This window comes from Puia sp., assembly GCF_035546395.1.
Classification (GTDB): domain Bacteria; phylum Bacteroidota; class Bacteroidia; order Chitinophagales; family Chitinophagaceae; genus Puia.
On sequence record NZ_DASZXR010000016.1, the window covers coordinates 248276 to 273624 of the forward strand.

The following is a 25349-nucleotide window of genomic DNA, read 5'->3' on the forward strand; positions in this document are numbered from 1 at the left end:
CGTGTTATCAATATGCCTGAATTCTGATACATTTAATAAAAAACACCATGAAATTCAGGCTACTCCTATCGCTAATTCTTCTAACCGGATGCTTTGTCGCGTTTGGCCAGGGACCCACACCCGGCAAAGCCGAAACCAACCATTCGACTGCCGATGAAAAGGGGTTGATCAAGATATCCATCATGTATCCCTTTGCAGAAGGCAAGACCTTCAATATAGAATATTATGAGTCCAGGCACATGCCGATGGTCGCGGGTTTTCTCGGGTCAAATCTGGTGAAGTACACCATCGAAAAAGGGATCGCGAGCGGTATTCCCAATCAACCGTTACCATATATGGCGATCGGGACATTCTATGTGAAAAGTCTTAGTGAGTACCAGGCCGCAATCGCTCCGAATTTAGAGAAGATAAGGGCGGACTTCGCGAATTATACCAATGTTGCACCCGTGATATTCGTTAGCGAAGTAGTGAAATGACGGATGACGGGGCCCCCGGCGGTCATCCGTTAAAAATTTTGCCGGACTCGTTGAAAAGCGCATATGGAAAACAACGAATTAGGTTAGTTTCAGCCTATGAGAAACATTCTACTCGTCGTATTCTGTATCCTTGTCGTTGGCCGGAGTATCGGCCAGGCCAGGCTTGTCATCGTTGAAGGCGCCAAATCCACCGTGTTTATGCAAGACAGCGCAGGCACCCCCAATGCGGAGTCCACGCCGACCTTTGCGCCGGACGGAAAGACGGTGTACATCGCCAACAATGGGACTATTTGCATCGCTAAAAGGGTCGGAGCCCATTGGACCAAACCAATACCCATTTCTTTTACCGGGAAAGACAAGGACTGGGACCCCACCCTTACACCCGACGGAAAGGGACTCTTATTTGTATCTAACCGCACCTACATTGCTGCGGACGGAAGCACGAAAAAAGGTAACCATCTTTGGATGTCGCAACAGACGGCCGGAGGAAACTGGTCGGAGCCCAGGCACCTGGATTCACCTGTCAATGAATTTGGATTTGTCAACTACGGACCATCGATCAGCGCTTCCGGAACGATCTGCTTTTGCTCACGGGACAGGAATGGCGATAAGGGCATGCACGCCTATCTCTGCCGATGGGCGGGCGACCACTACGAAAAGCCGCAAAAGCTGCTATTGAACGGAAACGAACCTACCTATGATCCTTATATTGCCCCCGATGAGCGGTATATATTATTTTCCAGCGACAGCGCACTCTATATCAGTTACCGCAACGGTCAGGGTTGGTCGCCGGGAGAAAAGCTGGGGCCGGCCGTAAATGACGCTGCTAAAGCAGGCATGCTCTGGGGACCATCGATCTCACGGGATGGGAAAACGCTGTACTACAATGGCGGAACGGCGGATGGGATCGAGATGATACCGGTTCGCTGGAAATAGATTTTGGGACGAACCCAAATATACGGCCCTAATGCTTCGCCTCGGCTTCGACTTCGGCTTCCGCTTCGACGGCGCGTCCCCTCCACCCGATGATCAACACGCCGATGATCACCAGCACCGTGCCGACGACCTGCTCGGCAAAAATGGGGTCGCCCAACAGAAAATGCGCCTGGAGGATCGTCGACACCGGCCCGACGCTCGTCACAATCGCCGCATTGTTGGCGCCGATGATCTTCATCCCGGCCGACAACATAAAGGAGGGGATCACCGTCGCCACCAGCGCCAGCAATATTCCATACGTCCACAGACCGGGGCCCGCGGCCAGGGGCAGCAGCGGCTCGCCGCGGAGGGCCTGGCGGAGAAAATAATGAAAGAGGATCGCACCGGTGGCGGATAACATGCTATACGTCGTGAACTTCGAAGCGCCGACGACGCCGACCATGCGCCCGGTGCCGGAGAGATAACAGCCATAGGTGATGGCGCAAAGAAAGATCAGGAAGCTGCCCCAATAGAAATTAGGATTCCCGGTATCGATCTTCAACTCGCCGAAATAGGCGATGCCAATGCCCACGTAGGTAAGGGCCAGCGCCCCGGTCTGCGCCTTGCTCATCTTCTGGCGGAAGACGAGAGCATTGATCACCACCGAGAAGCTCGGATATAAAAAGAGGATCAGCCGCTCGAGGCCGGCGGATATGTACTGCAGCCCGATGAAATCGAAGAAACTGCTGACGTAATAGCCCAGCAATCCCAACAGGATCACATAACACCACTGCCGCCGGGTCATCGCCACGTTGCCCGCCTTCCGGCTGCCCCAAAAGGCAGCCAGGAGATAAAAAGGTAAGGAGAGCAGCATCCGGAGCATCAGCAATGTCAGCCCGTCGGTGTGCTCGTGGCGGAGCGCCAGCTTGACGAGGATCGCTTTTGTACTGAAGATGATGGCTCCCGAGAAAGATATCAGGAACCCGGTAAGCCGCCGGTTACTCATACCCAAACGGGCCACAGGCCCGTTGGCCGAAGGCCCATCGTTAGCCGTCTGGCGCGGGGCCTTATATTTTCCAAAAGGTCCCATGCGCCAGACTATACCGCAACATTAAAATCCCGCAAGGCGTCGTTGAGACTGGTCTTGAGATCGGTACTGGGCTTCCGCTGACCGATGATCAGGGCACAGCTGACGCCATACTCGCCGGCGGGGAATTTCTTCATATAACTACCCGGGATGACCACGCTCCGCGCGGGGACCCGGCCCTTGTACTCCACCGGCGAAGAACCGCTGACGTCGATGATCTTCGTCGACTGGGTCAGTACGACATTGGCGCCGAGAACGGCTTCCTTCTCTACGATCACACCTTCGACGACGATGCTGCGGCTGCCGAGGAAGGCGCCGTCTTCGATGATCACGGGCGCGGCCTGCAACGGCTCGAGCACGCCACCGATGCCGACACCCCCGCTGAGGTGCACGCCTTTACCGATCTGCGCACAGCTGCCGACGGTGGCCCAGGTGTCCACCATCGTGCCTTCATCGACGTAAGCGCCGATGTTGACGTAGCTGGGCATCAATACTACATTACGCGCCAGGAAGGCTCCGTAGCGGGCCACCGCATGAGGAACGGCGCGGACACCCAGGGATTTATAATCCTTCTTCAACAACATCTTATCGTAGAACTCGAAAGGGGCGAGATCCCAGGTCTGCATTTGTTGTATACCGAAATACATCAATATCGCCTGCTTTACCCATTCGTTGACCGTCCAGCCGCCGCCGTCTTTTGCCGGCGCGCCATTGGCCGCTCCCGCGGGATTCGCCACGCGAAGCCGCCCCTTATCCACCTCCTCGATCACGGCGCGGACCGCATCGGAATACTTGCTGTCTTTTAATAATTCCCGGTTGCCCCAGGCTTCCGCGATCGATTGTTTCAATTCCATTTTGGCGTTATTGACGGTTTTGACATTTTTGAGGATGCAAATTTACACCTATTTTCGCACCTTCTGCCATGAACTTCGAACAAGATATCGACCGGTCACTGCCCATCCTCCAGGCAGGTGGTCTCATCCTCTACCCCACCGACACCATCTGGGGCATCGGCTGCGACGCCACCAACCCCGATGCGGTCGCCAGGGTATACCAACTCAAACAGCGCGAAGCAGCCAAAAGTTTGATCGTGCTGATGGCCGACAAACGGGATATCGTAAAATATACGAGTCAACCCGACCTGCGCATCTTCGACTTTCTAGCCACCGTAAAAAAGCCCACCACAGTGATTTATGAGGGCGCCCTGGGCTTTGCACCCAACCTCGTCAACCAGGACGGAACGATCGCCATCCGCATCGTTAATGACGATTTTTGCAGGCATTTGATCAAGCGATTCCGCAAACCCATCGTATCCACGTCCGCAAATATTTCCGGCGATGCGCCGCCGGCCTTCTTCAGGGACATCGACGCGCGGATCAAGTCAGGCGTCGACTATGTCGTCGAATACCGGCGGGATGACGAGACGCCCCGGGAGCCCTCGGCGATAGTCCGCTGGGAGCCCGGCGGTAGCCCCACCATTATCCGGCCCTGAGGGCGACCATATTAATTATGCGTTAACTCCCGCGGCAATTGCCCTATGGCCTTGACATCGGCGTACCCTTCCCGTAATTTGGAGTATGAAAAATTTCCTTTCCCCGATTCTCCGGGCCGCACTGCTGTTCTTCCTCGCCGGTACTGCCGGCGCTATTACCGCCACCGCCCAACAAAAACAGGAAGCCCGGGACGCCCCCGCCCACACCGGATTGAATGAAGTGTACGCCGCATTCGGCATCGAAAGACAAATTCCGGTCAGAAGCGGATACCTTGTCAAAACCAATGGCGATACCCTTCGCGGCTACATCGATGAGAAGGGTTTCGATGTATCCAGGAAAACACAGCGGGTCGCCATCCTGCCATTCGGCAAGAATATGCGCAGTGACGTCGTTATTGTCGGGATGGATTCCATCGCGTACATCTCCTCTCATTCCAACAACCGGCGCGACACCGCGAGATATGATTTTATGCCGCTAAGGGGTGCGATGTGGGGCGTACTCGCGAAGGAAGGCCCGGTTGCCGTTTGTGCAAAATATCACGTGGTCACCGATAGTATCCAGGTATCTTACAACGCAATCGTCCACATGCTGCTTCTTGTGCCGGGGGATACGGTGGAAATTCCCGTGCCGGGTTACCTTTCTCCCAATCCCGAGCCCTATTTCCTGGTGAAATTCATCAACAGGCGATACGGGACAAATTTCAAGGTAAGGGAGTTTCGCGATAGATCCCCATTGGAATTCATTCTCACGAGGGAAAATCAACGGCTTAACCGGCTTCCGAAAGCCGGCTGATGCACGAAAACAAGGCAGGATCCCGGGCGCCATCGTCTTCAAAAAGCCCCTACCTTTGCCCCCGTGCAAAAATTCCTGGTCATACAAACGGCCTTTATCGGCGATGTCGTGCTGGCGACGGCGCTGATCGAACGGCTTCACGCCGATTGTCCCGGGGCGCAGATCGATTTCCTGGTGCGTAAGGGCAATGAGGCGCTCCTTACCGGTCATCCTTACCTGCACGAGGTGCTGATCTGGGACAAGAAACAGAATAAACTGACCAATCTATTCCGGATGACGCGGCGCATCCGCCGCGAACGATACGACAAGGTGATCAATGTGCAAAGATTTGCCGCGACCGGCCTGCTCACCGCCTTCTCCGGCGCAAAGGAAACGATCGGCTTTGACAAGAACCCGCTCAGCCGGTTTTTTACGCGCCGGATCCCACATATCATTGGCGATAAGCATGAGATCGACCGGAACCAGGCGCTGATCGCCGCTTTCACCGGCGAAAGACCCGCAAAACCCCGCCTCTATCCCACGAAGGCCGACGAGGAAAAGGTCGCAAAATACAAGGGCAAACCCTATATCACCATCTCACCCGCCTCTGTCTGGTTCACCAAGCAATACCCGAAGGAGAAATGGGCGAGTTTCATCAGACATCTCCCGACGGAGATCACCGTCTACCTGCTCGGCGCCCCCTCGGACCGGGAACTGTGCCAGGACATCTTCGCCGGTAACCCATCCCCCCTGGTGATCGATCTCTCGGGACAGCTCAGCTTCCTTCAATCCGCCGCGCTGCAAAAGGACGCCGTGATGAACTATGTCAACGATAGCGCTCCGATGCATTTCGCGTCGGCCGTGAATGCGCCGGTGACGGCGGTATATTGCAGCACGATCCCGGCCTTTGGGTTCGGGCCGTTGAGCGACAACCGGCATATCGTTGAGATCCAGGAGCCCCTGGATTGCCGCCCCTGCGGGCTCCATGGGTATAAGGCCTGTCCCCGTGGGCACTTTAATTGCGCTTACAAAATTCAGGACCAGCAACTTCTGGAACCCCTGACGGGTAGGGTCCCGTCAGGACAGTAACGCTTTGCGGAAGATGCGCTACATTTCGAACAGCGCATCTTGCGCACATTTTGATACCTTCGAAGGATTAGTCATGGATATCAACTGCACAGAAAAGGAATTATTCGTCTTCGAAAAGATCGCCCGGGCAGCCGCTACCCTCGGAACCCCGGCTTACCTCATTGGCGGCTTCGTCCGGGACAAGCTGATCCAACGCCAAACAAAAGACGCCGATATCGTCTGCGTAGGCGATGGCATCGCCCTGGCGCATAAAGTCGCAGAATCCCTCAAACCAAAGCCCTCGGTGTCGTATTTCAAGAATTTCGGAACGGCGCAGATAAAATACGAGGACTGGGAAATAGAGTTCGTAGGCGCCCGGAAGGAAAGCTATCGGGCCGAATCCCGGAATCCGGAGGTCGAACCAGGCACTTTGGAAGACGATCAGTTAAGGAGAGATTTCACGATCAATGCCATGGCGATAAGTCTCAATGCCGGGGACTATGGCAAGCTGATAGATCCGTTCGAAGGGCTCAAGGATCTCGACGCGAAGTGTATCCGCACGCCGCTGGACCCGCTGCGGACCTTTAGTGACGATCCGCTGCGGATGCTCCGGGCCATCCGGTTCGCGACGCAGCTGAATTTTACCATCGCGGAAGCGACGGTAAATGCCATCACCGAAGACGCGCCGCGGATCACGATCGTCTCGCAGGAACGGATCACCGACGAGATCAACAAGATCATCCTCAGCCCAAAACCCTCGATCGGCTTCGACCTCCTGTATAAGACGGGCCTGCTCAAGATCATCTTCCCCGCCATGGTGGACCTCGCCGGCGCGGAATACATCGACGGGCTCGGCCACAAGGATAACTTCTATCATACCTTGCAGGTGCTGGACAATATCAGCAGGAATACCAACGACCTCTGGCTGCGCTGGGCCGCCATCCTCCACGATATCGGCAAGCCCGCCACCAGGAAATTCGAGAAGGACCAGGGCTGGACCTTTCATGGCCACGAGGTGGTGGGGGGCCGGATGGTCCCGAAGATATTTACAAAACTGAAACTTCCCCAGAACGAGAAGATGCGCTATGTCCGCAAGCTGGTGGAACTGCATCTCCGCCCCATCAGCCTGACAAAGGAGAATATTACGGACTCGGCCATCCGCCGCCTGCTGTTCGACGCGGGCGACGATATCGACGACCTGATGACGCTTTGCGAAGCGGATATCACGAGCAAGAACAAACAAAAGGTCAAACGCTTCCTGGACAACTTCGAACTCGTCCGCAAGCGGCTCAAAGACGTCGAAGAGAAGGACCATATCCGCAACTGGCAGCCGCCGATAACGGGCGAGATGATCATGGAGAAGTTTGGCCTTCCGCCCGGCCGCACCGTGGGTGATCTGAAGAATGCCATCCGGGAAGCCATTCTCGAAGGGATCATCGATAATAACTACGAATCGGCCTACGCTTTTATGATGCAAAAGGCGGCCGAGCTGCAGTTAACCGCGGTCAAATAATTTGTGTATCTTGTGAATCCAAAATAGCATTGTAGCCATGGCAGTATTGAAATTCAGGGTGTATTTCGAAGAAGACGATAGCATTTACCGGGACGTGGCGGTTCGGCACACGCAATCCTTTTTGCAGCTGCACCAGGTGATCCTGAAGGCATATGAATTTGACAATAAACACCAGGCGACGTTCTTCCGAAGCAATGACCATTGGCAGCGGGGTCGTGAGATCTCGCTCGAAAAATATGACCGGCCTTACAAAGTGGATCCCCTCCTGATGGAGGCTACGCCGATCGGTTCGGAGATCCGCGATCCGAATCAGAAATTCATCTATGTCTACGATTTTGTGAAGAACTGGAGCTTCCTTGTCGAGCTGATCAATGTCTCGAAGGAAGAAGGCGGCAAAGGCGACTATCCGGTCGTCATCAAGGCCGAAGGCATCGCCCCCTCGCAATATGGCACGAAGGGGCTTGTCGGCGACAAGCTGACCGAGATCGAAGAAAAATACGATCTGACCAAGGGGACGGAAGGTTTTGGGGAAGAGGGCGAAGCGGAATCCGAGTCGGAAGAAGGCGAAGGCGAGGGTGAAGAAGAAGGCGCCGCCGGTGAAGAAGAACTATAAATCCCATGCCACCGACAACACCAACGGTCATCATCCTCGTGGGGCCGACGGCCGTCGGGAAGACGGCCGCTGCGGTCAGGCTGGCCAAACTACTCAGGACAAAGATAATCTCCGCAGACTCCCGGCAGTGCTACCGGGAACTCAATATCGGGGTCGCCAAACCTTCCCCCGCGGAACTGGACGCGGTCCATCACTATTTCATCAATTCCCATAGTATCGAAGCCGAGGTCAACGCGGCTACTTTCGAAGAGCTGGCCCTGGGCTGGACGGAAGAGATCTTCCGGAGCTCGCCGGTGGCCGTGATGGTCGGTGGGACGGGTCTCTATATCCGGGCCTTTACCGACGGGCTGGATAGTATCCCACCGGTCGACCAAACGATCCGCAGCCAGATCCGCCATGATTATGAAGAACATGGACTCGGCTGGCTACAGGAACAGATAAAGAAGTACGATCCGGCCTTTTATGCGTCGGGCGAGCTGCAAAATCCCCAGCGGGTCATGCGCGCACTCGAGGTGCGGATGTCCACGGGTCAATCCATTCTGTCCTTCCGCACCCGCGAGCCCCGCCGGCGGCCCTTCGATATCCAAACGATCGGTCTCCAGCTGCCAAAGGAAGAGCTGCACCAGCGCATCCATGACCGGGTGGACGCAATGATGGCAGCGGGCCTGCTGGAAGAGGCCAAAGCGCTCCTCCCCTACCGCCATCACAACGCATTGCAGACTGTTGGGTATAAGGAACTGTTCGACCATCTCGACGGAAAGATCAGCCTCGCGGAAGCCGTGGCGGCCATCAAGACCAACACCCGGCAATATGCCAAACGGCAGCTGACCTGGTTCCGCCGCGATCTGTCCGTCCGTTGGACCGCTCCTACGGATCGGCTCGAATCCCTGATCTAAAATTTTGTATATTCATTGCATGTATCGCATTCTCGCCACTGTCATCCTCGCGGGGTTACTCACGAGTTCAAAAGCGCAACGGGTCATCGACGTCAACAGTACCGACGGCGCAGGAGCCACTGACTATAGCGCCAGCTCCGCCGTAATGGGGCAACTGTATACCGGGCTGAAGTTTGTCCGCGTGACGGCCGGCACGCCGTTCTTCAAGGAACAATTCATGAAGGCAGTCCTTTTCGATGACGGCGGCGGCCGCTATCGCTGCAATGCAGTGCGCATCAATCTCCTCGACAATGAGATCAATTTCCTCGGCGCCGACGGCAGGGAAAACGTCGCCACCTCTCCCGTCCGGCGCATCATCCTCACCGATAGCACCAACGGCGCCAACTATTATTTCATCTGGGGCTTGGAGCTGACGCCCCCCGACAAGTCCCTGGAGAAAGTATGGTTCCAGGTGCTGGTGAACGATGAGACGACCCTTTGCCGCCAGATAAAGAAAAAGATCCACGAGACCCCCTCCTACGGCACCGCCACCACCGACCAGGATATCCTCAGCATCGATGCCTACTGGCTTCACCGCAACGGAAAACTGACTGCCGTCAGGAACTGGGACGACCTGTTAAACCAGTTGCAGGATCAGAAGCCCATGCTGACCCAGTATATCCATGACCATCACCTGAAAGGAAAGTCGGCCGACGATTTTACCCAGGTGGTTACTGCCTATAACGCCGCAAAAAGATCGTGAGATTTAACCCAATAGTAATATTGAGTTAATACGGTTTCGTCCGAATATTGCGCGAAATTGTCCAAGGATTGGTCAACCAACTGCACAAACTCACAGCCAGGGAATTCGGTGAGGACTTTCAATGGGGCGTGGCAATGGCCGCGGCGCAGAACGAAGGGGCCTGGAACAGTTACGGCAAAGGACCCTCCATCTGGGACAGCTTCTCCCGGCGGCAGGGGAAGATCAAAGGCGGCGGCAAGCCGGCTATCGCGTGTGACTTCTACCATCGTTATAAGGGGGACCTCCTGCTGACCAGGGCGTTGGGCTTTTCGGTCTTCCGATTCTCCATTTCCTGGGCGCGGGTATTGCCGGAAGGCATGGGCCGGGTGAACCGCGAGGGTATTGCCTTCTACCACCGGGTGATCGACGAATGCCTGAAGCTGGGACTCCGGCCTTATGTGACGCTGTACCACTGGGATATGCCGACGGCCCTGGAGAAAGAGGGCGGCTGGACAAGCCATTTCATGCTCAAATGGTTCAGCCGGTTCGTCACGCTTTGCGCCGAGGAATATGGCGACAAGGTGAAGGATTGGATCGTGTTGAACGAACCATTCGGCTTTACGAGCCTCGGCTATATGCTGGGCAAGCACGCCCCGGGCCGGACGGGTCTCTCCAATTTCCTGCCCGCCATCCACCATGCCGCGCTGGCCCAGGCCGAAGGCGGCCGGCTTCTCCGCCAACTGGTGCCCGGCGCCCATATCGGCACCACCTTTTCCTGCTCCGAAGTCGTTCCTTATACCCACAATCCGGAAGACATCCAGGCCGCCAAACGGCTGGACATCCTGATGAACCGGCTGTTCATCGAGCCGGCCCTCGGCCGCGGCTATCCACGCGAAGACTTCAAGTTTCTCGAGAAGCTGGAGTTGCATAACCGCAGCTGGAAGTATACCGAGCGGATGACGTTCAACTTCGACTTCATCGGCATCCAGAACTATTTCCCCATCGTCGTCCGGTACAACCCGCTGATCCCGATCGTACAGGCCTCCGAGGTGAAGGCCTCGACACGGAAAGTGCCCTGCACCGCGATGGGCTGGGAGATAAACCCGGACAGCTTTTATCGCATCCTGAAGCGCTTCTGGCTCTATGGCGGCGTCAAAGAGATCATCGTAAGCGAAAGCGGCGCCGCGTTTAAGGATGTCCTGGTCAATGGCGCCGTGGACGACCCGGCGCGGATAGACTATTACCAGGGTTACCTGCTGGCGATGCTGCGGGCAAAAAAGGAAGGCGTCAACATCAAGGGTTTCTTTGCCTGGACGTTGATGGATAACTTCGAATGGGCGGCGGGTTATGACGCCCGCTTTGGACTCATCCACGTCGATTTTGCGACGCAGCTCAGGACCATCAAGAGCAGCGGCTACTGGTTCCGGGATTTCCTCCAAAAATAAATCGGCGCCCGGGGAAAGGCAGCCGGCGCAATCACTCCACGCGCAAACTTTGTATCGGGTTGGCCCTCGCCGCGCGGATGCCAACCTTCCCAAACCCCGATTTTCCGGGTCGAACCCGGAAATTTTCTCTCCCAAATCAAATATTTTTAATACGAAGAGGGTCGTATTTATTTATGTCAATATATCTTTAATAAAAATCTTATCCTCTTTTTAACTTTTTTATAAAAGTTTATTAACTTTAGTTTCATTTTAACCGGAACTACACACTGACTGTTGTCCATGCGCGAGAAAAACTTGCTATATAAGGAAAAGATTATCAAAGAGCTATACTTCTCCACCGCCTTATCCTGTTCCGATCTCAGCACCCTTATCAAGACCAGCCTCCCACTTACGACAAAAATGCTTAATGAATTGATAAGGGATAACGATATCACTGAAACAGGCTATGCCCCTTCCACCGGCGGCCGGCGTCCACAGATGTACTCCCTCCGGCCGGACCGGATGTATACGGTAGCCGTCGCCATGGACCAGTTGTTCACCCGCATCGTCATTATGGACATGCATCGCCGGCCGGTTAGCGTACCCGAAAAGATCGAACTCCACCTTACCAAAAACCCCCGCGCCCTCGAAACCCTCGCCGAAATATTGGATGCACACATCCAACAATCGGGGATCAACAAGGAAAAGATAGCCGGCATCGGCATCGGTATGCCGGGTTTCATCGACTCCCGGAAAGGCCTCAACTACTCCTTTCTTGGCAACGGCGAGACCAGCATCACCCAATATATTACGGAGAAGCTCGGCTTACCGGCATACATCGAGAACGATTCGAGCGTCATCGCGCTCGCCGAGCTGAAGTTCGGAATGGCTCGTCATAAGAAAAGCGCGATGATAGTCAACCTCGGCTGGGGCATCGGCCTCGGCCTGATCCTCAATGGCGAACTGTTCCGGGGATACAACGGGTTCGCCGGGGAATTCAGCCATTTGCCGCTGTTCACCAACGACAAACTGTGCAGCTGCGGTAAGATGGGCTGCCTCGAAACGGAAGCTTCCCTCATGGTCGTCGTGGAAAAAGCAAAGGAAGGCATCCGCAACCGCCGGGTTACCCTGCTGCAGGAAAAACAACTGACGGACAATCTCGACCAGGCATCGATGGCGGTAACCAAGGCGGCGGAAAAGGGCGACAAATTCGCTGTGGAACTCCTGTCCCAGGCCGCCTATCATATCGGCAGAGGCGTCGCCATCCTTATCCACCTGCTGAACCCGGAGACGATCGTGCTCAGCGGAAGAGGGTCGATCGCCGGGAAGATCTGGCAGATACCCCTGCAGCAGGCCCTGAACGAGCATTGCATACCCAGGCTTTCGGCCAGTACGACCATCGAGGTGTCCGAACTGGGGTTGGATGCGGAACTCATCGGGGCTGCGGCGCTGGTCATGGACCATTCTATAAAAGGATCTATAAAGAAAGAAACGATAAAAACTGCATTTTCTTAAATCAAAACTACAACGTAAATGAGAAAGTTTAAGGCTCATTGGCTCCTGTTCATGCTATCCTGCATGTGGAGCGCAGCACTGCTTGGCCAGGACCGGATACCAGTAGCCGGCGTCGTCAGGGACAGTGTTGGAAATCCCCTCTCCGGAATCAGTGTTATGGTCAAAGGCGCCAAATCGGGCACTTCAACCGATGCCCTCGGCAATTTTAAGCTTAGCGCACCAAGGGGCGCACAACTCGTTTTTTCGGGCATCGGCTACCTGGCCCAGCAGGTGGAAGTCACCGGCAGCAACGTTACAGTAGCGATGCACACTGACCCCAAGAGTCTCAGCGAAGTAGTCGTGACGGGTTTCGGTCAGCGGACCAACCTGAGAAAGGTCCCTTACTCCGTTACCGAGATCAAGGGGGACGAGATCACCCGCGCGAATAACGCCAACTTCGTCGACGCCCTCCAGGGTAAGGTCGCCGGGGTGTTTGTCGGGCAGGGGACAGGCGGTCCTTCTTCCAGCGCCAAGATCCGTATCCGTGGTAACGCCAGCTTGAGCTCGAATACGCAGCCGCTGGTGGTCATCGACGGTATCCTCATCGAGCCCGGTACCACCGGGGCCGACTCCTGGGGCCAAAACCGGGACTTCGGCAATATCATCAAGGACCTCAACCCCGATGACTACGAAAGCATCGATGTACTGAAAGGTTCTGCGGCGACGGCGCTGTATGGCAGCAGGGGTCTCAACGGTGTCCTGCTGATCACCACCAAGAAGGGCCGGGCCCGCAAGGACCTTGGGATCAGCTTCACGCATACCGAATCCTTCGATCACGCGTACAAGCTTCCCGACTATCAGAACACCTATGGCGGCGGCATCAAGCCCACGTTCGATAAGGACGCCCAGGGTAACGATATCGTCGACCCGCTCAACGCCAGCATCTACTATACCCCGGACGCCAACCAGTCCTTCGGGCCGAAATTTGACGGTCACACCGTGAAGGACATCGACGGCCGCATGGTGCCCTGGGTACCCAACAAGCCGCTCGACTTCTTCCAGACCGGCAAGTACATCAATACCAACCTCGCCATCGAAGGCGGCAACGAAGGCAGCACCTATCGTTTCTCGGTATCCGATCTGCAAAACAACAGCATCATGCCGAACAACAAGCTGCAGCGCGACGCCTTCTCGCTGCGGGCCACCCACAAGATCGGCAGCGCCATCAGCCTGGATGCCAGCGTAAGCTATACCATCTCCACGATCAAGAACCCGATCTGGCAGGGGGGTAACTTCAGCCCGCTGTTTGCATTCACGTATTTTATGCCGCGTAATGCACCGATCGCCTGGTGGCAGCACAACTACATCGATACCATCAACGGCGGTCAAAAGACCGGCCCCACCGGCGACCCCTATTATCTCGCACACACGATGTGGAACTGGTACCAGGACAACAGCACCCAGCATGAGAACAACCTGCTGGCCAACCTCGACCTGACCGTCAAGCTCGCACCCGGTCTTAGCGCCCTGGTCCGCAGCAATGTCAATACGTACAATTTCTATATGGAAGAAGACGTGAACGGCAGCGGGAAGAACTTCTCCGGCGGCAGCTATACGCTGACAAAGGGTAGCTACAACAATATCCGCATCCAGGGATTGTTGAACTATACAAAGGACTTCGGCGAGGATTTCAATCTGAATGCCTCCGCAGGGGGTGAAACCTACCGCCGGCTCGGCGGCCAGCGGATCAAGCTGAACACCAATGGCGGCCTGCTGGCTCCAGGGCTCTATACCATCTCCAATTCCGTCAGCCCGCCCTCTATCGAGGTGAACAACACGGACGCGCCCTACTCGGATTACCGCAATGACGCTGTCTATGTGATGGGCGACCTGACCTGGAAGAATATGCTGACGGCCAATTTTACCGTCCGTAACGACTGGGTCTCTTCCCTCACCTACCGGGATGGTCACGGCAAGGATTACGCGACCTATCCGGCGGTTGGCCTGGCCTGGACGTTCACGGAGCTGCCAACCTTCAAGAATTCGAATTCCATCCTGTCCTTTGGTAAGCTGCGGGCCAGCCTGGGTTGGTCGGGTTCCTACCCTCAGGCCTATTATACCAACACGGCCGGTTTCTACTCGCCCAACGGCACCTTCAACAACACCGGCAATTCGAACCAGCAGCTGTTCACCTTCCAGGGCTCCAACCTCGGCAACGCGAACCTGATCGCAGAACGCGCCCGCGAACTGGAATTCGGCGCCGATATCCGCTTCTTCCACAACCGCCTGGGCTTCGATGTGGCCTGGTACAAAAAGAATTCCTTCAACCAGATCCTGAATCTCAACACCCCGGTCGAAAGCGGCGCAAGTTCGCAGGCGATCAACGCGGGGAATATCCAGAACCAGGGCATCGAAATATTGATGACGGCCACCCCGGTCCAGCTTAGGGACTTCACCTGGAATTCCACCATCAATTTCACCCGCAACCGGAACAAGGTGATCAGCCTCTATCCCGGCGTCAAATCCTACCAGTTGGAACTGGCCTTCGGCGCGGACGAACAGGCGGTGGCAATAGCCGGAAAGGACTATGGCACCGTTCAAACGGGGTATGGCTATGCCATCTATAACGGAAAGAACGCGGCCGCCAACGGCAAGAAAGTATTGGGCCTCGCCCCCTATGGAACGACCGGCGGATATTATTCCTTCCTGCGCAGCCAGGACTATGACGGCTCCACCAAAACTTTGGGCACCATCATGGAGAACTGGCTGGGGAGCACGACGCAGTCCTTCCGCTATAAAGCCTTCAATCTGAGTGTCCAGATAGACGCAAAGTACGGCGGCCTCATGGCTTCCGCCAGCCACCAGTATGGTTCAGCGGGCGGCGACTTCAAGAACTCCCTGAAAGGCCGCGACGCCGCATCGGGCGGTATCGCCTATACGGACGGATCCGGTGTGTCGCACAACGACGGCATCATCCCCGACGGGGTATTTGCCGACGGTATTATGATCAACGGCACCGACGTCGGTGGCATGACCTATAAAGACGCCTATAATGCGAAGCTGGTGACCCCCGTACCCGCCTATGCCTACTATGGCAACCTCAGCCAGTGGTCCAGCGGTATCCGGGAATATTCCACCTTCGACAACTCCTGGATCGCGGTCAGGGAAGTGACGGTTGGTTATGACCTGCCTTCGAGCATCTACAAGAAAGTGAAGTTCAGCTCGCTGCGCGTAGCCGTCACCGGGCGTAACCTCGGCTACCTGTACAAGACAGCGAAGGATGGCATCAACCCCGAGGGTTTCTATAACAACAATTCCGCAGGGTTCGCCGAATACGGCGGTCTGCCCTACACCCGCAGCCTTGGATTCAGTGTCAAAGCTGGTTTCTAACGTCTAACAACACGAAAATTGAATTTATGAACAAGAGAAAATATATTGTATCGATTTCAATAGCCTGTCTGGCGCTGGGGGCCTGTAAGAAGTCCGCCTTCGTCGAGACCAACCTGAACCCCACTACGCTGTATTCCGTAGACCCGGCTGACCAGTTCCTCGCGGCGGCCGCGGGTTGCCAGGACGATTTCGAGTATTTTTATGACGTATACCGCTCCGAGAACAACTGGTTACAGTATACCACAAGCCCCGCCGGCAATACCCCCGGGTTCGCCCGCGTGACCGGCAATTTCAACGAACGGTATAGCAAGATCTTCTATGGCCGGGTAGGCACCTACCTGTCCGACATTCCCCACCTGATCGCCCAGATGAAACCGGGCGACGCGGCTAAGCGGGTGTATCAGCAGAACATCGCCGCTATCTTCAAAGCCTATTACGCGTTCTATGTATCGGATATCAACGGCGATATTCCTTACACGCAAGCCTTCGAGGCGCGTTATGGCGGAACGCTTACCCCGGCTTACGATCGCCAGGCTACGCTGTTCGACACCCTGGATGCGCAGATAAAGGCGGCCGTGAAAGTGCTGGAGACGCCACAGGCGGCCACCCAGGTTCCGATCAATGCCAAAGACCCCTTCTTCCCCAATGGTATCAGTGACCCTGTACAGGAAGCTACCCAATGGGCGAAGATCGGCAACGCCGTCCGGCTCAAAATGGCGATGCGCCTGATGAAGCGCGACCCGGCCAAGATGAAGTCGATAGTGACGGAAGTCCTGGCCGATGCGACACAGATGGCTTCGACAGACGACAGCTGGGCGCTGTATGCGGGCCCCGGATATGCCAATGGCGCCGGTAACTATAACCCGGTGGGATTCTGCGCGGCCAAACCCGTCATCGATTTCATGAACACGACGGGCGATCCGCGGTTGAAGATGTTCTACCGTCCGGCGCTTAAGACCATGACGTTTGTCGGCGCCCCTACCAGCCCCGACGATGTCGCCGCCAACACCAACAACTTCCTCCACTCCGATAGCGTCTACTCGCAGCTGCAGCACCGGCTGTTTGCGCCGAACTATGACGAAAACGACGGCAACGGTGCGGGCACCGGTATTGCCTTCTTCCCCCTGCTGACCTACGCCGAGTATTGCTTTATCCGCGCGGAGCTTGGCAACAGAGGCATAACCGGCGACGATGCCGCCACCTGGTACAACAAGGGCGTTACGGCTTCCATCACCTACTACGACCAACGTGCGGTGGCCGCCGGGATCGCAGGGTATAATAAGATCGCTGCCGGCGACATTACGACCTACCTGGCGCAACCCAAGGTCGCGTACAACCCGGCAACGGGGTTGGACCAGATCGTTTGCCAGGCCTATCTCGACTTCTTCCGTCAACCCAGCGAGGCCTGGGCCTGGTGGAAACGGACGGGTCTGCCGAGCACGACCTCAACCATCGCGTGGGAAGCACTGTCCACCAGCGGCACACCGATAGCGCTGCCCCGGCGCGCGGCTATCTCCGTACTGCTTCCGACAGACCGCAACTATGACAATCAACAGGCCGCCTTCAAGAACATGACCTCCGACGGCAACTGGGGCACCGGCCCCAACGACTTCAGCGGTCGCGTCTGGTGGGACATGCCTTAGTCGACATTAAAATAGATCGGACTCCGGGCTGTTGACAGCCCGGAGTTTTTTAATTTTAAGAACCAAAATCGGGCTCCATGAAGAAATGGCTTTTATTTGCAGCGTTTACATTCGTATTGTCCGGAGCATGGGCCCAGCCGGCCCCCACCCCCTTACGGGTCGTCATCTTTCTTTCCCCCGAATGCCCGCTTTGCCAAAACTATTCCCTGCCGCTGAACCAGCTGGTCAAAAAATACGCCGGGAAGGTGCAATTCACCGGCGTCGTGCCGGGAAAAGCGTATTCCGCCGCCGACGTCGGCGCATTCATGCAAAAATATCACATCGCCTTTCCCATCTCCATCGATTCGGCCAAGTCCCAATCCACGTCTTTAAAAGCGACCGTCACGCCCGAAGCGTTCCTGCTCGGCCCGGATAAGAAAGTACTCTACCACGGCTCCATCGACAACTGGATAAAAGACCTGGGCATGCAAAGCGCCCGGCCGACCGTCTTTTACCTGCAGGACGCCATCGATCAGTCGCTGGCGCACCAACGGGTCCGGGTACCCTATAACAAACCCGTAGGCTGCCTGATCAACGATTACTGACATGAAACGAATCTTTCGGAATATCGCCCTCCTCCTGGCCCTTACCGGACCCCTGCCGTCCCTCGCACAATCTTCGGGCCCGACCTTTGCCGACGTAGCCCCCATCATCCGCACCAAATGCGCTACCTGCCACAAACCCGGGCAGACAGGTCCCTTTTCCCTGATCACCTATGCCGACGTAGCCAAAAGAACATCCTTTATCCGCGACGTGTTGCAAAAAGGCTATATGCCGCCCTGGAAGGCCGACAACAACTACGTCCATTTTGCCAACGACCGGTCGCTGACCGACAAAGAAAAAGCCCTGCTGATCCAATGGATCGACAACAAGGCCCCCCGCGGCGACGGCCCCGACACGGCCCGGCTGAAGGAAGCCGCCATCCCCGGCACCAGCTATTTCCGCCAACCCGACCTCGTCCTGAAAGCAAAGGATAGCTTTCACGTAACGGGCGACAACATCGAACGCTATATCATCTTCAAGATACCCTTCGAGCTGAAGGACTCGGCCAACGTCGAAGCCATCGAGCTCTACTGCAATAACAAAAAGCTGATCCACCACGCCAACTACGCCATCCATTCCGTGCCCGACACCACCATCGATCTCTACCGCACCGACGCGCAGCTCAACCTGACCGAGGACGACCGCCGGAAATTCGATCAATACCAACCCTATCGCAAGACGATCACCTACTATGGCGGCTGGATCCCCGGCACCAGCTATGAATCCTATCCCAAAGATATCGGCTGGGTGATGCCCCGCCGCGGGGTGATCCTCCTCACCGTCCACTTCGCGCCTTCGGCGGTTGACGAGTCCGTCATGCTGGGCGTCAACCTTTTCTTCAAGAATACGCCGGTACAGCGGAGGGTGAAGGTGGTCAGCTTCGGATCCGGCGGCATCGGGGAAAAACAGATCGAACCCATCTTTTATATAAAGGCGGGGAAAGTGCAAAAATTCACGCTCGAGGTGACCAATCCCACCGACGACCAGTCGATCCTGTACGTATGGCCGCACATGCACCTGATCGGGAAGGAATACCTGGCCTATGCCATTCCCCCCAATGGCGGCGATACCATCCGGCTCGTCCACATCCCCCGCTGGGATTTCCGCTGGCAGGAGATCTACCGGTTCCCCAAGCTGGTGAAGATACCCAGGGGCTCGGTGATCCACCTGGAATGCACCTATGACAATACCGCCGACAATCCCTTCAACCCTTTCAGCCCGCCACGAAACATCTTCTCTTATGGAGACATGCGGACCACCGATGAAATGATGACACTGATGATGATCTTCCTGCCTTACCGGCCGGGAGACGAAAATATCGATCTGCAATGAGACCGGCACTGATCATAATCGTATGTCTGAGTGCGGTGCGGATGCACGCGCAGCCCTTGTTTACGCGGATGAGCGAAAAGCAGACCGGTATTTCCTTCCTGAACAAGATCGAAGAGGACGACTCGCTCAATGTCATGCGCTATGAATACCTGTACAACGGCGCGGGCGTCGGCATCGCCGACCTTAACAATGACGGGCTCGACGACATCTTCTTCTCAAGCAATACCGGCCCCTGCAAACTGTATCTGAACAAAGGCAATCTTAAATTCGAAGACGTCACGCGCCAGGCCCATGTGTCCGGTAACGGCGCCTGGTGTACCGGCGTCAGCATGGCCGATGTGAACGGCGACGGGTGGATGGACATCTACGTATGCCACTCCGGCAAATACGATGATTCGACAAAGCTTTGCAACGAACTGTATATCTGCCAGGGGATAAAGGATGGGATCCCTGTCTACAAGGAAATGGCAAAGGAATACGGGCTCGATGCCCCGGGAACCCAATCCACGCAGGCCGTGTTTTTCGACTATGACAAGGATGGCGATCTCGATATGTTCCTCCTCAACCATTCCAACCACACCTACAACCCCTATCTCAATACCCGCAAGACCCGCGCGACACCGGACATGCACTTCGGCAACCGCCTCTTTCGCCAGGACAGGGACGCCGCCGGCCAAATCCATTTCACGGACGTGACCTTTAAAGCCGGGATCATCAACAACCCGCTGAACTTTGGCCTCAGCGTGACGGTGAGCGACGTCAATGGCGACGGCTGGCCGGATATCTATACCACCAGCGACTATACGGAGCGGGACTGCTTTTATCTCAATAACCACGACGGCACTTTCACGGAGTCGCTCGAACGGTCGTTCACCCATATCTCCAAATACTCCATGGGCAGCGATATCGCCGACTACAATAACGACGGCCGGCCCGATGTGCTCACCCTTGACATGCTGCCCGAAGACAATCACCGGCAGAAGCTGCTCAAAGGCCCCGACGAATACGACACCTACCACCTCCTGCTGGACAGCGGATACTACCACCAGCAGATGCGGAACATGCTGCACCTGAATGAAGGGCTGGACGACGAGGGTCATCTTCGCTTCTCGGAGATCGGCCAACTGGCGGGCGTTTCCAATACGGACTGGTCCTGGTCGCCCTTGCTGGCGGACTTCGACAACGATGGCTGGAAGGACCTGTTTGTTTCCAACGGCTACCTGCGCGATTTCACCGATCTCGATTTTCTCAAGTATGCCGTGCCCGATGCAAAGATCGCAGCGGCCAGGCGGGGCGATCAAAACTTCAGGACGATCGACCTGGTGCGGAAGATGCCCGCCAACAAGCTCAGCAATTATCTGTTTCGAAATAATGGCGACCTCAGCTTCACCAATGTTTCCAGGGATTGGGGACTTTCGACGCCTGCGGTGTCCAACGCGGCTGCCTATGCCGACCTGGATAACGATGGAGACCTCGACCTGGTCGTTTGTAACAACAACGAGCCGGTAATGGTGTATCGCAACAATGAAAGCCAATTGGCGGGCAATCACTACCTCCGCCTGCGACTCACCGGCAAAGGCGGCAACACAAAGGCCTACGGCGCAAAGGCAACCCTCACCACCGCCAATGGCGCCACTCAATTCGCGGAACTCTATCCCATCCGCGGTTATCAATCCAGCCAGCCGCCCGAGCTCTTCTTCGGCTTCCCCAAAACCCAGTCGATCCTGCAGTTGATTATCACCTGGCCGGACGATAGCGTCTCCGTCATAAACAACCCAACACCCGATCAAACGCTAAATCTTCACGAAGAAAATACAACAGCCAAACCAACCCCTTCCGCACCGGCAAAACTCTTTACCGACATCACCACCGCCGCCGGTATCACCTTCCATCACAAAGAGAACGAATTCATCGACTTCAAAGACGAACCCCTCTTACCCTACCAGTTGTCAAAAGAAGGCCCCGCGCTGGCGAAAGCGGATGTCAATGGCGACGGGCTGGATGACGTTTTCTTCGGCGGCGCCATCGGCCAGGGCGGGCAATTGTTCCTCCGGGCAAAAGACGGTCATTTCCAACGGGCGCCCTCCCAACCCTGGGCGACGGACACGGTTGACGAGCAGGTAAACGCCCTCTTCTTCGACGCAAATGGCGACGGTGTCCCCGACCTGTACATCGTCAGCGGCGGCAACGAATACGCCGATTCCTCCGAAGGCTACCAGGACAATCTCTACCTCAACGACGGCAAGGGCCATTTCACAAAGGCGCCGGTAGGAGCCCTCCCGGTGATGAACAGCAGCAAATTTGCCATCGCCGCCGGGGACTTCAACCATGACGGCCGGACCGATCTCTTTATCGGCGGCCGCGGCGCCCCCGGCTCCTTCCCGCTTCCCTCAAAAAGCTATCTGTTGCGCAACGACTCCCACGACGGCATCGTCAAATTCACCGATGTGACCGATGCCGTCTGCCCTGGCCTCCGCCTGCCGGGCATGGTAACGGCGGCGGCCTGGTCGGCGCTCGACGACGCCCAATACCCCTCGCTGCTCGTCGCCGGCGACTGGATGGCGCCAAAGCTCTTCCACAACGACAAAGGAAAATTGACCGATGCCTCCGCCGCGGCAGGACTCATCGGCCTTGACGGGATGTGGTCTTCGATCACCGCCGCCGATGTGGACGGGGATGGCCGCACCGACTTCATCCTCGGCAACTGCGGGCTGAACAACCAATTCCGGGCTTCTGCCAAGCAACCCCTTTCGCTGTATGTCGCCGACTTCGACGACAACGGCTCCCTGGATCCCATCCTCTGCTATTATATCCAGGGAAAGAGCTATCCCATGGCGTCGCGGGATGAATTGCTGGATCAGATTGTATCGCTACGAAAGAAATTCAACAGCTACAAAGCCTACGCCGACGCGACCATGGAAGACATCTTCCCGAAAGAAAGACTCGCCGCGGCAAAGATCCTGCACTGCAACCAACTGGCCTCCGGCATTCTCTACAACAAAGGCGATGGTCATTTCACCTTTAGTCCTCTGCCGCCGGCCGCGCAATTCTCCCGCGTCTCCGGGGCCATCAACGACGACCTCGACGGCGACGGAAAAAAGGATCTGCTGGTGGCAGGCAATTTCTTTCCCTGGCGCACCCAGCTCGGACGCGGTGACGCGAGCCTCGGGATGTTCCTGAAAGGACCGGGTCCGTCCTTCCAACCCATCGATCCTGCGGTCAGCGGCTGCTATATCGGCGGCGATGTCCGCAGCATGGTCGAAGTGAAGGGACCAAATGGGGAAAAATGGATCATCATCGCAAAGAATAACGATGCCGCGCAGGTCATAAAAGTCAATAACCAATGAAACTCATCCTCCTTATAAATCTATTGGTCACTGCCGCCGCTTCCGCCCAGGACAACGCCGAACCCCTCCGCCGCGCCGAGGCCGCGGTCACGGACATCATGGTGCACGACATCTTCTCCCCACCCGTCGCCAGCCGCATTTATCTCTATACAAATATCGCCGCCTACGAAACCCTCGTCAAAGCAAAACCGCAACAATACGCCTCGCTATACGGCCAGGTGAAGGGCTTCCCCGACATCGCCCCTCCCAAAAAGACGATCTCCTTTCCCGTCGCAGCCGTCTACGCCTTCCTGTCGGTGGGCAGGAAACTCGTCTTCTCGGACTCCGCCATGCAGGATTCCATCCATGCGATCCTCGGCTCCCTGCGCAAAACCATCCCCGACGTCACCCTCTATAACGCCTCCCTGGATTATGGCCGGCAAGTCGCCGCATCCATCATCGCCTGGGCCGAAACCGATCGGTACAAAGAGACGCGCCGTCTGCCCCGCTATCGCATCTCCCGGCAAAAAGACAAATGGATCCCCACGCCCCCCGTCTATATGGCGGCCGTGGAACCCTATTGGAATAAGATCCGCCCCGTCACCCTCGACAGCGCCGATCAATTCCGGCCGCCGACGGCGCCACCCTTCAGCACCGATACCGCCAGCCTTTTCTACCGGGCCGCCGCCGATGTGTACCATACCGTCAACACCCTGTCGGCCGAACAGAAAGACATCGCCAATTTCTGGGACTGCAATCCCTTCGCCGTTACGACGGAGGGTCATCTCAGTTTTGCCACCAAGAAGATCTCGCCCGGTGGGCATTGGATCGCCATCGTCACCACGGTGTCCCGTCAACGTCACAGCGATATGATCGAGACGGCCGCCGCCTACACCCTCACCTCGATCGGCATCTTCGACGCCTTTATCAGCTGCTGGGATGAGAAATATCGCAGTAATGTCGTTCGCCCCGAGACCTATATCAACTCCTATATCGATGAAGGCTGGCATCCCATCCTCCAGACCCCGCCCTTCCCCGAGTACACCAGCGGCCATAGCATCGTCTCCACGGTCTCGGCAACGGTGCTGACGCCCATTTTCGGCGCGGAATGCGCTTTTAACGACGACACCGAGCTGCCATGGGGGCTGCCCGAAAAACATTTTGTATCTTTCCGGCAGGCCGCGGAGGAGGCCGCCATCTCCCGGCTTTATGGGGGTATCCACTACCGGGCCGCCATTGTAGCAGGCCAGGTATCCGGCCGGCAGATCGGCGAATGGGTCCTCCAGAAAATCAAACTAAGACGATCGAATTAAAGAAATACTATCTCACGCTTCTGCTGATCCCCGCGATCGTGCTCATCAGCGCGCGCTGGAAACCAACGACCGCCCCGCAACGCTCCGCAGCCTCCGGCGACACCTCCACATTCATCGGATCGGCAGCCTGCCGGACCTGTCACGGCGCCATCTACGCCGACCATATCCACACCGCACATTACCTCGACTCCCGGCCCGCAAGCGCCGCCTCCATAAAGGGTTCCTTCAAAGGCGACAAAAGCCGGTATGTACTGAACGACCACATGGAAGTGCAGATGGAAAAAAAGGCGGGCCGCTTCTACCAGACCTTCCTGCTGAACGGCAAACCCGTCGAAAGTGAAGCCTTCGGGATCGTCATCGGTTCGGGCCGCAAAGGCCAGACCTATCTGTATTGGGACGGGAACCGCCTGTTCCAGCTGCCCGTTTCCTACTTTGTCCCGCTCGACAGCTGGTGCAACAGTCCCGGCTATCCGCAGAATATCGTCTATTTCGGTAAGCAGGTGCACGGGCAGTGTATGGAATGCCATGGCACCAACGCCAAAACGGCCGAGCTGGAGGGCCTGAGCACCGTGTTCGACAGCGCCAGCATTCTCTATGGCATCGATTGCGAACGATGTCATGGACCCGGCGCGCAACATGTCGCCTGGCAGACCGCCCATCCCACCGACCGCACCGGCAGATATATCATCAACACCCGGCATCTCAGTCGGCAGCAACGGCTCGACGCCTGCGCGCTTTGCCACTCGGGATTCCGGAACGAGCGGATGCCGCCGTTCACTTTCAGGTCGGGCGATACCCTCGACAATTTTTCCACGGCAAGATACGACTCGGCGGCAACGGCAACGCTCGACGTTCACGGTAACCAGTACGGTCTGCTCACGGCCAGCAAATGCTTCCGGATGTCCGCTCAGCTCGATTGCTCATCCTGCCACAGCCCTCACAGCAACGAACATGGGAAAATGGAGATATATTCACAACGCTGTATCACCTGTCATAACGCCGGCGGAGCAAGCGCCGGCAACGGCGGCGCTGGGCACACTTGTTCCTTTCCTCCTGTGATCGCAAAGGGCCTCACGGCCAATTGCATCGATTGTCATATGCCGGCCCTTCCCTCCAACGCCATCACGCTTCAATTGTCCGGCGAAGCCCGGCTCGTACACGACCTGGTGCGCACGCATCGCGTCGCCATCTACCCCGACGCGGCAAAAGGATACATGGATCTACTGATTCCTGCGCGCAAGTGAGCAAAAACCCGTTCGAAATCGAACAACAACTGTACGAAAACGAACAAA

The 25349-nt window shown here is 56.5% G+C and carries 20 protein-coding genes; 18 read left to right on the plus strand and 2 right to left on the minus strand.

Translation table 11 applies throughout. The features are described from left to right. The first annotated feature begins 47 nt into the window (after positions 1 to 47). Both VHE34_RS22130 and VHE34_RS22135 read left to right on the plus strand, forming a co-directional pair. Positions 48 to 476, plus strand: a complete 429-nt coding sequence (locus VHE34_RS22130) for an EthD family reductase (RefSeq protein ID WP_325591952.1) — start codon at positions 48 to 50, stop codon at positions 474 to 476. Between the two features lie 96 nt (positions 477 to 572). Next, the gene (locus VHE34_RS22135; RefSeq protein ID WP_325591954.1) at positions 573 to 1412 is read left to right on the plus strand and encodes a hypothetical protein; all 840 of its coding nucleotides are present in this window, start codon (positions 573 to 575) and stop codon (positions 1410 to 1412) included. Positions 1413 to 1440: 28 nt separating this feature from the next. Here the strand turns inward: VHE34_RS22135 and VHE34_RS22140 are convergent, their stop codons facing one another. Both VHE34_RS22140 and VHE34_RS22145 read right to left on the minus strand, forming a co-directional pair. Then, positions 1441 to 2481 carry a DMT family transporter gene (locus tag VHE34_RS22140; RefSeq protein ID WP_325591957.1) on the minus strand — a complete coding sequence of 347 codons (1041 nt, stop codon included), beginning with the start codon at positions 2479 to 2481 and terminating at the stop codon, positions 1441 to 1443. Positions 2482 to 2489: 8 nt separating this feature from the next. Then, entirely contained in the window at positions 2490 to 3332 is an 843-nt protein-coding gene (locus VHE34_RS22145) for a 2,3,4,5-tetrahydropyridine-2,6-dicarboxylate N-succinyltransferase (RefSeq protein WP_325591959.1), read from the minus strand. A gap of 68 nt (positions 3333 to 3400) precedes the next feature. Here VHE34_RS22145 and VHE34_RS22150 point away from each other — a divergent pair, with 68 nt between their 5' ends. The 16 genes from VHE34_RS22150 to VHE34_RS22225 all read left to right on the plus strand — a co-directional run bounded on the left by VHE34_RS22150 (position 3401) and on the right by VHE34_RS22225 (position 25301). Further along, on the plus strand, positions 3401 to 3970 hold the full coding sequence (locus VHE34_RS22150; RefSeq protein ID WP_325591961.1) for an L-threonylcarbamoyladenylate synthase: 570 nt from the start codon (positions 3401 to 3403) through the stop codon (positions 3968 to 3970). Positions 3971 to 4055: 85 nt separating this feature from the next. After that, the gene (locus VHE34_RS22155) at positions 4056 to 4763 is read left to right on the plus strand and encodes a hypothetical protein (RefSeq protein ID WP_325591964.1); all 708 of its coding nucleotides are present in this window, start codon (positions 4056 to 4058) and stop codon (positions 4761 to 4763) included. A gap of 63 nt (positions 4764 to 4826) precedes the next feature. Further along, positions 4827 to 5831, plus strand: coding sequence for a glycosyltransferase family 9 protein (locus VHE34_RS22160; protein WP_325591966.1), 1005 nt, complete (start codon positions 4827 to 4829; stop codon positions 5829 to 5831). 73 nt (positions 5832 to 5904) lie between these two features. After that, the gene (locus VHE34_RS22165) at positions 5905 to 7323 is read left to right on the plus strand and encodes a CCA tRNA nucleotidyltransferase (RefSeq protein ID WP_325591968.1); all 1419 of its coding nucleotides are present in this window, start codon (positions 5905 to 5907) and stop codon (positions 7321 to 7323) included. Between the two features lie 37 nt (positions 7324 to 7360). Further along, positions 7361 to 7936, plus strand: coding sequence for an IS1096 element passenger TnpR family protein (locus VHE34_RS22170; RefSeq protein ID WP_325591970.1), 576 nt, complete (start codon positions 7361 to 7363; stop codon positions 7934 to 7936). Positions 7937 to 7941: 5 nt separating this feature from the next. Continuing rightward, on the plus strand, positions 7942 to 8832 hold the full coding sequence (miaA, locus tag VHE34_RS22175; RefSeq protein WP_325591972.1) for a tRNA (adenosine(37)-N6)-dimethylallyltransferase MiaA: 891 nt from the start codon (positions 7942 to 7944) through the stop codon (positions 8830 to 8832). Positions 8833 to 8851: 19 nt separating this feature from the next. Continuing rightward, on the plus strand, positions 8852 to 9574 hold the full coding sequence (locus VHE34_RS22180; RefSeq protein WP_325591974.1) for a hypothetical protein: 723 nt from the start codon (positions 8852 to 8854) through the stop codon (positions 9572 to 9574). A gap of 68 nt (positions 9575 to 9642) precedes the next feature. Continuing rightward, entirely contained in the window at positions 9643 to 10998 is a 1356-nt protein-coding gene (locus tag VHE34_RS22185; protein WP_325591976.1) for a GH1 family beta-glucosidase, read from the plus strand. A gap of 279 nt (positions 10999 to 11277) precedes the next feature. Then, positions 11278 to 12492, plus strand: coding sequence for an ROK family protein (locus VHE34_RS22190; RefSeq protein ID WP_325591978.1), 1215 nt, complete (start codon positions 11278 to 11280; stop codon positions 12490 to 12492). A gap of 18 nt (positions 12493 to 12510) precedes the next feature. After that, positions 12511 to 15861: a SusC/RagA family TonB-linked outer membrane protein gene (locus VHE34_RS22195; protein ID WP_325591980.1), complete on the plus strand. Its 3351-nt coding sequence runs from the start codon at positions 12511 to 12513 to the stop codon at positions 15859 to 15861. A gap of 26 nt (positions 15862 to 15887) precedes the next feature. Then, positions 15888 to 17504 carry a SusD/RagB family nutrient-binding outer membrane lipoprotein gene (locus VHE34_RS22200; RefSeq protein ID WP_325591982.1) on the plus strand — a complete coding sequence of 539 codons (1617 nt, stop codon included), beginning with the start codon at positions 15888 to 15890 and terminating at the stop codon, positions 17502 to 17504. A 77-nt stretch (positions 17505 to 17581) separates the two neighbouring features. Next, complete coding sequence (locus tag VHE34_RS22205; protein WP_325591984.1) at positions 17582 to 18088, plus strand: redoxin domain-containing protein; 507 nt, start codon at positions 17582 to 17584, stop codon at positions 18086 to 18088. Between the two features lies 1 nt (position 18089). Beyond that, positions 18090 to 19418: a cytochrome c gene (locus VHE34_RS22210; RefSeq protein WP_325591986.1), complete on the plus strand. Its 1329-nt coding sequence runs from the start codon at positions 18090 to 18092 to the stop codon at positions 19416 to 19418. Next, on the plus strand, positions 19415 to 22765 hold the full coding sequence (locus VHE34_RS22215; protein ID WP_325591988.1) for a VCBS repeat-containing protein: 3351 nt from the start codon (positions 19415 to 19417) through the stop codon (positions 22763 to 22765). The genes VHE34_RS22210 and VHE34_RS22215 overlap by 4 nt, the downstream gene beginning before the upstream one ends. Beyond that, entirely contained in the window at positions 22762 to 24057 is a 1296-nt protein-coding gene (locus tag VHE34_RS22220; protein WP_325591990.1) for a vanadium-dependent haloperoxidase, read from the plus strand. Before VHE34_RS22215 ends, VHE34_RS22220 begins: the two co-directional genes overlap by 4 nt. Continuing rightward, positions 24018 to 25301 (plus strand): multiheme c-type cytochrome, encoded by a 1284-nt coding sequence (locus tag VHE34_RS22225; protein WP_325591992.1) that lies wholly within the window; start codon positions 24018 to 24020, stop codon positions 25299 to 25301. Before VHE34_RS22220 ends, VHE34_RS22225 begins: the two co-directional genes overlap by 40 nt. Positions 25302 to 25349: the final 48 nt, after the last annotated feature.